Source organism: Methylobacterium sp. WL103, assembly GCF_008039885.1.
GTDB classification, from domain to species: Bacteria; Pseudomonadota; Alphaproteobacteria; order Rhizobiales; family Beijerinckiaceae; genus Methylobacterium; species Methylobacterium cerastii.
In genome coordinates this window covers 1-9,233 of sequence record NZ_VRUX01000134.1, presented here as the reverse complement: position 1 = coordinate 9,233, position 9,233 = coordinate 1, and the positions used below count along the sequence as shown (strand labels likewise).

Genomic DNA, 9,233 nt, shown 5'->3' with positions numbered 1-9,233 from the left:
GCCTTGAGGTCGGCCTGCAGCGGCTCGTCGCCGACGCGGCGGCGGATGCGGACGGCGTCCGCCCGCTCGATGGTGAGCATCGCGCCGGCGCCGTCGCGGCGCAGGCTCGCGCCGATCAGCACGGTGCCGGCGGGCAGCGCCGGAACCAGGCGCACGTCGCTCTCGACGAGCCGGCTGGACCCGAAGCTGGTCTCGGTGCCGGCGCTCGCCGTGAAGGAGACCAGCAGCCCGAGGCCGGCCATCCAGGGCGTGAAGGCGGTGCCGAGCCCGATGAAGCTCCGTCCGCGTCGTCCTCGTCTCGTGCCCACGCCGAACCGACCCGTACTCGATAAGCCACACCCGACGATCCTCCTGGCTGGTTCCGGTGCGAGGATGGCGGTCGTGAATTTATCGCGCGGTATGGTTGCGGAGGGGTTAAGGGCGGCCGATCGACGGTTGCCCCGGAGACTCCTGGCACCACCGCCTTGACGATGCCGGTCGCTCGAAGCCGCCGTGGTTTCGGCGGGACATCCGAGGATCGGTGCCCTTCGCTTTCGACGTATGGCCGGGAAGGAAGGTCGAAGCGTATCGCCCCGTCGACGCGCATCCCTCCCTGTGACCGAGTGTCCTTAGTCCTAGGACAGAGGACGTACGCGCAAGAGCGGAATGAAGAGCCAGGATGTCGTCGTCCTGTTGAAGCTCGTGAGCCTTCAGCAGGAGGAAGAAATCTGCGCTGACGGCATCCGATCGCACCTCGGGGCCGAGGCGCCCTATTCCGTTCGCGGGCTCGAATCCCAATTGGGGATCAGCAAGACCGAGATCGGCGCTTCGTTCAAGCGTATTCTTTCAAATGGCATGGTGATCAAGGATCGCGCGACGGGTCGGCCGAAGCCCAATCGCCGAAATCTCTACGACTTCATCGTTCATGGACTGAAATTCGTATTTCCTGCCTCGCCCGGGGCGATGACACGCGGGCTGCCGACCGCGTTCTGCGCGCCGATGTTGAAAAGCGCACTCTTGAGCGCCGGCAATTACATCTACGTCTGGCCGGACCCGGGAGGGCGCGATATCGGCCAATCCGTCTCGCCGTTGTTCAAGAGTGTTCCGGAGGCGGCGCGTAACGACGTGCGTCTCTACGAAGACCTCGCCCTCGTCGACGCCATCAGGCTCTGGAACCAGCGCGAGGCGGTCTTGGCGAAGGAACGGCTTTCGAAACGACTGCTCGGGACATGAGCGTTCGGGGTCGATTGCTCGAGATGCTGACGCTCGTCGCCAGGCTCTTGGTACCGATCTCCGCCCCCGGTTGGTCTTCGTCGGCGGTTGCACGACGGCCCTGTTCATCACCGATCCGGTCACCCTCGAAGACGTCAGGGCAACGGACGACGTGGACTTGATCGTCGATCCGGCCGGTTATCCGGCATGGGCCGCCTTGCAGGCACGATTGCGGACGAAGGGTTTCGTCGAAGCGTCCGAAGACTCGATCATATGCCGAATGACGCTTTCCGGGCTCAAGGTCGACGTGATGCATCGATGATGCGAACATCCTCGGCTTCACGAAACGATGGTATGCCAGGGGAATTGCGACGGCGACCGATTGTCCGCTCGCAAAGGAAACCATCATCAAAATACTGAAGCCCGAGTTTTTCCTCGCGACGAAGTGCGAGGCATACCTCGGTCGCGGCGGAGGAGATCTTCTCGGCAGCTGTGATCTGGAAGATGTCCTCTTGGTCGTCGATGGACGCGAAGAGATCGTCGATGAGGTTCGGCGGGCGGACGCCGACATTCGCCGTTTCATCGCAGAACAATTCGGTGCGCTGCTCGAGAAACAGGATTTCGATTATTGTCTCGAAGGCAACATCCGTGGTCCTGCGGGGTGGGTCGATGTGGTCCGTGCGCGCATCATGGCCCTGTGTGACGACGGCGATTGAGAAGGCGCCGGACCTCAGCCGGCGGCCGGTGCCACCTGTCAGCTGACGGATTACCGAAGGGACCGACGTCGGGAAGGGCGCGGCGGAAGCTCGCCCCGTTCGACCGGTCAGGCGCGACCGGTCAGGCGCGACCGGTCAGGCGCGACCGGTCAGGCGTAAGTGTAGCGGCAGGGGGTTCCACAACCGGAGCAGCTTCGCGCAAGGTGTAGGAAGGCGTGCACAAGGCGACCTCGACCACGCGACGAGGCAAGTCACCGTCCGTGATCTCGGCACCACGAAAGACGCGCTAGGCGCCGCGGACCACCTCGATCTCGAAGGTCGGCCCCCGCGGGCCCATGCGCTCGCGCATCACGATGCGGTCGTCGGCCGTCAGTGTCCCGAGCGGTACGTCCCGGTCGGGCAGCACCACCGTCGTCGCCTTGTCGAGGTGGACGAGGACGTGGCGCTTCATCGGCAGCGAGGATGCGGCCCAGGCCTTCAGCTGGCCGTAATACGGCTCGCGCGTCCAGGCCTTCGGCTGGCCGGGGTCGACCTGCACGTTCATGTTGCGGCTCACCGGATCGAGGCTGAGCACCATCTTGGCGCGGTCGGGCTTCCATTCGGGGCCGAGCCAGCTCTCGGTCATCCACAGGCAGTGGAAGGCGCGGCAATGGTCGGGCCGGTCGGCGTGGATCGCGCAGCCCCGCCCGGCCTTGGTGTGGCGGCACCATTGCCCGGCGAGGCTCTCGACGGCGGGCACGTCGTAGACCTTGCAGCACAGGGTGCAGGCGCCGCAGGCCCGGCCGGGGGCCGGCGTCGCGACGATGGTGGCGGGATCGAGCATCGCGTCGCGGCGTCTGGGTTACGAAAGGGGCGCGGCCCGAGGCCGCGCGAACGTGTCGGGGTACCTGAGCCCGCATCGGGCCGGTAGTGTGGCGGGCCAACGCGCCACAGCACCGGATCGCCCGCATGCTCTCGAACCTCGCCGTCCGCGACGTCGAAACCCTGATCCACCCCTACACCAACCTCGACGCGCACCGCAGCGCCGGCCCTCTGGTGCTGGAGCGCGGCGACGGCGTCCACGTCTACGACACCGAGGGGCGGCCCTACATCGAGGGCATGGCGGGCCTCTGGTGCACGGCGCTCGGCTATTCCAACGGCGAGCTCGTCGAGGCCGCCCGCGAGCAGATGGCCAAGCTGCCCTTCACCCACCTGTTCTCCGGCCGCAGCCACGACCCGGCGATCGAGCTGGCCGAGGTGCTGAAGGAGCTGATGCCGGTCCCGACCTCGAAGATCTTCTACACCTCGTCCGGCTCGGAAGCCAACGACACGCAGGTCAAGCTGGCCTGGTACCTCAACAACGCGCTGGGCCGGCCGAAGAAGAAGAAGATCATCGGGCGCCAGCGCGGCTATCACGGCGTCACCATCGCCACCGCCTCGATGACCGGCCTGCCGGTCAACCACACCGACTGGGACCTGCCGCTGCCCGGCTTCCTTCATGTCGGCTGCCCGCACTTCTACCGCTTCGCCGAACCCGGCGAGACGGAGGCCGCCTTCTCGCAGCGGCTCGCCGACGAGCTCGAGGCCACGATCCTGCGCGAGGGGCCGGAGACGGTGGCCGCCTTCGTCGCCGAGCCGGTGATGGGCGCCGGCGGCGCCATCGTCCCGCCGGAGGGCTACTTCGCCGCGATCCAGGCGGTGCTCGCCCGCTACGAGGTGCGCTTCATCGCCGACGAGGTGATCTGCGGCTTCGGCCGCCTCGGCACCTGGTTCGGCAGCGAGGCTTTGGGCATGCGCCCCGACACCCTGTCCTTCGCCAAGGCGCTGACCTCGGGCTACGTGCCGCTCGGCGGCGTCTCGGTCGACGAGCCGCTCTACGAGGCGATGCGCGCGCAGAGCCGGAAGATCGGCACGTTCGGGCACGGCACCACCTATTCCGGCCATCCCGTCGCCTGCGCCGTCGCGCTCAAGACCATCGAGATCTACAAGCGCGAGCGCATCGTCGAGGGCGTGGCAGCCAAGGCGCCGCACTTCCAGGCGCGGCTGTCGCGCCTCGCCGAGCACCCGATCGTCGGCGAGGCCCGCGGCCTCGGCCTGATCGGCGGGCTCGAGATCGTCGCCGACAAGGCGTCGCGCCGGCAGTACGAGCCGAAGGCCGGAGTCGCCGCCCGCTGCGTCGCCTTCGCGCAAGCGGAAGGGCTGATCGTCCGGTTCCTGATGGGCGACCGCATCGCCGTGTGCCCGCCGCTGATCATCACGGCCGACGAGATCGACGCCCTGTTCGACCGCCTCACCCGGGCGCTGGACCGGACCGCCGACTGGATCAGGGCCGAGGGGCTGGAGGCGATGCCGGCCGCCTGACACCGGATTTCGTGTGCGTCGAATGCTGCGATGCGGCGGCGATTCCTTAAGCCTGCGTTCATGCCGACTGCATCCTTATCGATCATCCGCCGGCTCAAGATCCGGCGGATGATCTCGAATCGCTCGCCATCGCCCTGGAGCGGCGTGGGGGCAGCATGCGGCGGCGCCATCGCCGTGCGAACGACCACAGGACGGAAATCCCATGTACGCCCCCGATGCGATGCAAGGTTTGGAGACGCAGGCCCAGGCACAGGAGCCCGAGCGCCGGCAGATGGACCAGGCCGAGGCCCGCTACGGCTTCCGCCCCCTCGCGCTTCCGGCGCTCGCCGCCGCCGCCCACTCGGTGAAGCCGGCCGGCAAGGCCGCCCCGCGGACCAACCTCAAGGGCGTGCTCGGCATCGTGCACGAGGACGTGCCGCTCGACTGAGCGATCCCACGATTCGGGAGCATGATCCGGTCCGCTTTCTGCGGTCCGGTTCAGGGTTTCTCGACGGGTTCGCGTCATCGTCGTTCGCGTCCAGGTCCACGCCGCGCTTTCGCCGGAGTGTGAGGCCAGGGATGCTCGACCGACGCGAACCCGAGGCTTCCATGCTGATCCTGCCGAGCCGCAGGCAGGTCCTGACCGGTCTCGGCGGCACGCTGGCCGCGGCGGGGCTGTCCACCGGCGCCTACGCCTTCGGGGTCGAGCCGCTGCATCGCCTCGTGGTGACCCGCTACGCCCCGCGCCTGCCGCACTGGACCCCGGGCCTCTCCCTCAAGGTCGCGGTGCTCGCCGACTTCCACGTCTGCGAGCCGTTCATGCCGCTCGATCGCGTCGCCGAGATCGTCGACGCCACGAACGCGCTGGCACCCGACCTGATCCTGATGCTGGGCGACTATCCGGCCGCCGGTCGGATCGCGTGGAAGCGCGTGCCGCTTCCCGAGTTCGCCCGCCTCGCCGCGGGCCTGCGCGCGCCGCTCGGCACCTACGCGATCCTCGGCAACCACGATTGGTGGGACGACGCGGAGGCCCAGGCCGCCCGCGGCGGCGTGCCGGAAGCGCGCCGCGTGCTCGAGGCCGTCGGCATCCCGGTGATGGAGAACGACGCCCTGCGCCTGACCAAGGACGGGCACCCGTTCTGGGTCGCCGGCCTCGGCGACCAGCAGCCGTTCCTGATGTTCGACGACGACAGCGGCCGCGACGACCTGCCCGCGACGATGGCCAAGATCACGGACGACGCGCCGGCGATCCTGATGATCCACGAGCCGGACGCCTTCGTCGACGTGCCGGAGCGCGTGTCGCTCACGCTCGCCGGCCACACCCATGGCGGGCAGATCCGCCTGTTCGGCCATTCGCCGGCGATCCGCCCGATCCACGGGCACGACTATTCCTACGGCCACGTGGTCACGCAGGGCCGCCACATGATCGTGTCGGGCGGCTTCGGCGTCAGCCGCATCCCGGTCCGCCTCGGCGTGCCGCCCGAGATCGTGTTTTTGGAACTTGGGTCGAGCCTCTTGCCTTCCGCCTGAGCGGCGAGACGCCTCATGCGTCGGCGCTGGCCGTTTTTTGCGCCCACGCTAGGTTCTCCGCATGCGCGCACTTCTCGTCGGCCTCATCCTCGCCCTGCCCGCCCCGGCGCTCGCCGACGAATGCGGCGACCTGATCGACAAGGTGGCGAAGGAGACGGCGGCGAGCCCCGGCAACCGCAGCACCGACTTCGCCAACTTCTCGGCGGGCGACGGCACCACCCTGACGCTGTCCTGCGGCGGCCCGCAGCTCTCCTCGGTCGGCGCGCAGTTCCGCGGCGAGGCCCCGCCCGACGGCTACTACGCCCTGTTCGGCAAGGCCGGCCACGCCGTCACCGGGATCGGCGCCGACGTGATCGAGGCCGCCGCCCACAAGGCCCGCGAGGCTGCGAGCCGCCTACGCCACAGCAACGTCGACGCCGGCGGCGCCCGCATCACCTGCTCCGTCTCGGGCACGGACAAGGGGCCGCTGACCATGTGCGCCGTGATCGAGCACAGCGACCGGAGCTGAACGCGGCGGGCCGTCTCAGTCGGCCGCCTGCTCCAAGGTGCGGGCGACCGACTTGTTGAGGCTGATCCCGGCCCTGCGCGCCGACGAGACCAACGCGCGATGCAGCCCCGGCTCGACGCGCACGACGAACTGCCCGGAATAGGCCTTCGCGGGCTCTTCCCCGCGCTCGGCGCAGAACGCCAGGTAATCCTCGACGCTGTCGGCGAGCGCCTGCTTCAACTCGTCGACGGACCGGCCCTGAAACGTGATCACGTCGCGAAGATCCAGGATCTCGCCGTGAAAGAGGTCGGCTTCCGGGTCGTATTCGACGGACGCCTCGTAGTTTCGATACGGCATCGTCGTCATGGCGTGACTCCGGCCTCGAACAGGACGCGTCGCACCGACCTGACCGCGCCCTCGTCCGTCTCCTTCTGCGGATGGGGCCGATGGCATACGGCGCGCACGCCGTTCAGCGCGACCCGGATTCGCGATCCCCGGCCCTCCGTGACCTCCGCACCGCAGGCGATCATCAGGGCCTCGATGTCGGTCCAGACGACGCCCGAGCGCACCGGATCGGAGAGGATCGCCGCCAGCGTCGCCCGATGCCGCCCGCTGAGCTTCATATGATATCGAAAGCCAGTATCACACGTCGGCGCTCCCCGATGCGAGCGCCGACGTGTGCGACGATCTCAGCCCGTCCTCAGAGCGGGATGTTGTCGTGCTTCTTCCAGGGCTGCTCCATCTCCTTGGTGCGCAGCATGCCCAGCGCCCGCGCGATGCGCTTGCGGGTGGAATGCGGCATGATCACCTCGTCGATGTAGCCGCGCTCGGCCGCCACGAACGGCGACAGGAAGCGGTCCTCGTACTCGGTGGTCCGGCCGGCGATCTTGTCGGCGTCGCCGAGCTCGCTGCGGAAGATGATCTCGACCGCGCCCTTGGCGCCCATCACCGCGATCTGCGCGGTGGGCCAGGCGTAGTTCAGGTCGGCGCCGACGTGCTTGGAGGCCATCACGTCGTAGGCGCCGCCGAAGGCCTTTCGCGTGATGATGGTGACGAGCGGCACCGTCGCCTGGGAGTAGGCGAAGAGCAGCTTGGCGCCGTGCTTGATCAGGCCGCCGTATTCCTGCGCGGTGCCCGGCAGGAAGCCCGGCACGTCGACGAAGGTCACGATCGGGATCGAGAAGGCGTCGCAGAAGCGCACGAAGCGGGCGGCCTTGCGCGAGGCGTCCGCGTCCAGCACGCCCGCCAACACCATCGGCTGGTTGGCCACGAAGCCGACCGTGCGGCCCTCGATCCGGCCGAAGCCGGTCATGATGTTGCGGGCGTAAGCCGCCTGGATCTCGAAGAAGTCGCCCTCGTCGACCACGCGGCGGATCAGCTCGCCCATGTCGTAGGGCTTGTTCGGGTTGTCCGGGATCAGGGTGTCGAGCGACTTGTCGAGGCGTAAGGGGTCGTCGAAGCTCTCGATCTCCGGCACGCCGTCGATGTTGTTGGCCGGCAGGAAGTCGACGAGGCGGCGGATCTGAAGAAGGGCCTCGACGTCGTTCTCGAACGAGCCGTCGGCGATCGACGACTTCGTGGTGTGGACCTTGGCGCCGCCGAGCTCCTCGGCGGTGACGACCTCGTTCGTGACGGTCTTCACCACGTCGGGGCCGGTGACGAACATGTAGCTCGTGTCGCGGACCATGAAGATGAAGTCGGTCATGGCCGGCGAGTAGACGTCGCCGCCCGCGCACGGGCCCATGATGACGGAGATCTGCGGGATCACGCCGGACGCCATGACGTTGCGGCGGAACACCTCGCCGTAGCCGCCGAGCGCGGCCACGCCCTCCTGGATACGCGCGCCGCCGGCGTCGAAGATGCCGATGATCGGGGCGCGCATCTTCAGCGCCATGTCCTGGACCTTGACGATCTTGGCGGCGTGCGTCTCCGACAGCGAGCCGCCGAACACCGTGAAGTCCTTCGAAAACAGGAACACGGTGCGGCCGTTGATGGTGCCCCAGCCGGTGACGACGCCGTCGCCGGGGATCTTCTGCTTCTCCATCCCGAAATCGGTCGAGCGGTGCTGCACGAACATGTCGAACTCTTCGAACGACCCGTGGTCGAGCAGGAGTTCGATGCGCTCGCGCGCCGTGAGCTTGCCGCGCTTGTGCTGGGCGTCGACCCGCTTCTCGCCGCCGCCGAGGCGGGCGAGCGACCGGCGCTCCTCGAGCTTCTCCAGGATGTCCTTCATGGGTCGAGCGGTCCTGCCTCAGGCGTAGGGAGTTCTTGTTCCTTGCGCAGGCCGCCCGATCAGGACGGCGTGCCCAAGCTTGAACAGCGCCTTAGCATGCAGTTCCGCGCCGGGGAATTGAACCTGTTTTGGCCCGGCGAAAAGCCGAATTTTCCGGTCCGCGCGAGCGGCGCCTAGCGGGCCAGCGCCGCCACCTCGGCGGCGGCCAGGAACTCGACCTTGCGTCCGACGAGCCGCGTCGTGGCGTCCTCGTCCGCGCCCCAGACGGCGGTCTGGTAGGTCTCGTCGACGTGGGCGGCCTCCCAGCCCTCCTCAGCGGTGAGGCGCCCGGCGAGCATGGCCAACGCGATAAGCAGCGAGCCGCTCAGCGTCGTCAGGGTGTGGAAGGCGGCGAGCCGGAACGGGTCGTCGATCGCCGAGACCGCCGCGCGCAGGGCCGCCACCGAATCCTCCGGCTGCGTCACGTGCATCACGCCCTCGCTGAGGATCAGCCGGGCGCCCAGAGCCTCGCGCGCCCAATCGAGGATCGGGTCCCAGGCTTCTGCCTGCGCCGCCACGAGCCGCTCGGGCGTGCCGGCGCGGTAGGCGACGAGGTCGGTGCCGGCATAGGGCCACAGGTCCTCGGCCACCGCCGCCATGCGCGGGGCGACGCCGTCGATCGCGGTGTTGATCAGCCGCGTGAACGGCATCTTCGCGGGGTCGATGGTCTCGCCTTGCGCCGCCCACTCGGCGGCGAGGCGTTCGGCCAGCGCCCGCG

12 protein-coding genes and 1 pseudogene are annotated in these 9,233 nt (G+C 68.5%); 7 read left to right on the top strand and 6 right to left on the bottom strand.

What is annotated here, in order from left to right:
* A pseudogene (locus FV222_RS10790) lies at nt 1–308 on the bottom strand (hypothetical protein); the annotation flags it as partial.
* A 337-nt stretch (nt 309–645) separates the two neighbouring features.
* On the opposite strand from FV222_RS10790, the gene FV222_RS10785 reads away from it, so the two are divergent.
* The 3 genes from FV222_RS10785 to FV222_RS32000 all read left to right on the top strand — a co-directional run bounded on the left by FV222_RS10785 (nt 646) and on the right by FV222_RS32000 (nt 1,907).
* Nucleotides 646–1,212 (top strand): hypothetical protein, encoded by a 567-nt coding sequence (locus FV222_RS10785; protein WP_147764150.1) that lies wholly within the window; start codon nt 646–648, stop codon nt 1,210–1,212.
* Between the two features lie 70 nt (nt 1,213–1,282).
* Nucleotides 1,283–1,513: a hypothetical protein gene (locus FV222_RS32005; RefSeq protein WP_348644121.1), complete on the top strand. Its 231-nt coding sequence runs from the start codon at nt 1,283–1,285 to the stop codon at nt 1,511–1,513.
* Nucleotides 1,514–1,703: 190 nt separating this feature from the next.
* Nucleotides 1,704–1,907: a hypothetical protein gene (locus tag FV222_RS32000; protein ID WP_348644122.1), complete on the top strand. Its 204-nt coding sequence runs from the start codon at nt 1,704–1,706 to the stop codon at nt 1,905–1,907.
* Between the two features lie 286 nt (nt 1,908–2,193).
* Here FV222_RS32000 and FV222_RS10775 read toward each other — a convergent pair whose 3' ends face one another.
* Complete coding sequence (locus tag FV222_RS10775; RefSeq protein WP_147753381.1) at nt 2,194–2,730, bottom strand: hypothetical protein; 537 nt, start codon at nt 2,728–2,730, stop codon at nt 2,194–2,196.
* Nucleotides 2,731–2,855: 125 nt separating this feature from the next.
* Between FV222_RS10775 and FV222_RS10770 the strand changes: the two genes are divergently transcribed.
* From FV222_RS10770 to FV222_RS10755, 4 genes are all read left to right on the top strand, one after another.
* Nucleotides 2,856–4,247, top strand: coding sequence for an aminotransferase (locus tag FV222_RS10770; RefSeq protein WP_147814220.1), 1,392 nt, complete (start codon nt 2,856–2,858; stop codon nt 4,245–4,247).
* A 202-nt stretch (nt 4,248–4,449) separates the two neighbouring features.
* Complete coding sequence (locus FV222_RS10765; RefSeq protein ID WP_147764152.1) at nt 4,450–4,674, top strand: hypothetical protein; 225 nt, start codon at nt 4,450–4,452, stop codon at nt 4,672–4,674.
* 161 nt (nt 4,675–4,835) lie between these two features.
* Nucleotides 4,836–5,756, top strand: coding sequence for a metallophosphoesterase (locus tag FV222_RS10760; protein WP_147764153.1), 921 nt, complete (start codon nt 4,836–4,838; stop codon nt 5,754–5,756).
* Nucleotides 5,757–5,817: 61 nt separating this feature from the next.
* On the top strand, nt 5,818–6,264 hold the full coding sequence (locus FV222_RS10755) for an ABC transporter ATPase (protein ID WP_147753377.1): 447 nt from the start codon (nt 5,818–5,820) through the stop codon (nt 6,262–6,264).
* Nucleotides 6,265–6,279: 15 nt separating this feature from the next.
* Here the strand turns inward: FV222_RS10755 and FV222_RS10750 are convergent, their stop codons facing one another.
* From FV222_RS10750 to FV222_RS10735, 4 genes are all read right to left on the bottom strand, one after another.
* Nucleotides 6,280–6,609 carry a type II toxin-antitoxin system HicB family antitoxin gene (locus FV222_RS10750; protein ID WP_147814218.1) on the bottom strand — a complete coding sequence of 110 codons (330 nt, stop codon included), beginning with the start codon at nt 6,607–6,609 and terminating at the stop codon, nt 6,280–6,282.
* A complete protein-coding gene (locus FV222_RS10745) occupies nt 6,606–6,866 on the bottom strand; it encodes a type II toxin-antitoxin system HicA family toxin (protein ID WP_147764155.1) in 261 nt (86 codons plus the stop codon). Before FV222_RS10745 ends, FV222_RS10750 begins: the two co-directional genes overlap by 4 nt.
* Before the next feature lie 77 nt (nt 6,867–6,943).
* The gene (locus tag FV222_RS10740; protein ID WP_147753374.1) at nt 6,944–8,476 is read right to left on the bottom strand and encodes an acyl-CoA carboxylase subunit beta; all 1,533 of its coding nucleotides are present in this window, start codon (nt 8,474–8,476) and stop codon (nt 6,944–6,946) included.
* Between the two features lie 173 nt (nt 8,477–8,649).
* On the bottom strand, nt 8,650–9,233 hold a 584-nt coding region (locus FV222_RS10735), incomplete at its 5' end, for an ATP12 family protein (RefSeq protein ID WP_147814216.1).

Excerpts from the sequence above, each read along its gene's own strand:
- FV222_RS10775 (WP_147753381.1), bottom strand. The coding sequence starts at position 2,730 with ATGCTCGATCCCGCCACCATCGTCGCGACGCCGGCCCCCGGCCGGGCC.
- FV222_RS10760 (WP_147764153.1), top strand. The coding sequence starts at position 4,836 with ATGCTGATCCTGCCGAGCCGCAGGCAGGTCCTGACCGGTCTCGGCGGC.
- FV222_RS10755 (WP_147753377.1), top strand. The coding sequence starts at position 5,818 with ATGCGCGCACTTCTCGTCGGCCTCATCCTCGCCCTGCCCGCCCCGGCG.
- FV222_RS10745 (WP_147764155.1), bottom strand. The coding sequence starts at position 6,866 with ATGAAGCTCAGCGGGCGGCATCGGGCGACGCTGGCGGCGATCCTCTCC.
- FV222_RS10750 (WP_147814218.1), bottom strand. The coding sequence starts at position 6,609 with ATGACGACGATGCCGTATCGAAACTACGAGGCGTCCGTCGAATACGAC.
- FV222_RS10740 (WP_147753374.1), bottom strand. The coding sequence starts at position 8,476 with ATGAAGGACATCCTGGAGAAGCTCGAGGAGCGCCGGTCGCTCGCCCGC.
- FV222_RS10770 (WP_147814220.1), top strand. The coding sequence starts at position 2,856 with ATGCTCTCGAACCTCGCCGTCCGCGACGTCGAAACCCTGATCCACCCC.
- FV222_RS10785 (WP_147764150.1), top strand. The coding sequence starts at position 646 with ATGAAGAGCCAGGATGTCGTCGTCCTGTTGAAGCTCGTGAGCCTTCAG.
- FV222_RS10765 (WP_147764152.1), top strand. The coding sequence starts at position 4,450 with ATGTACGCCCCCGATGCGATGCAAGGTTTGGAGACGCAGGCCCAGGCA.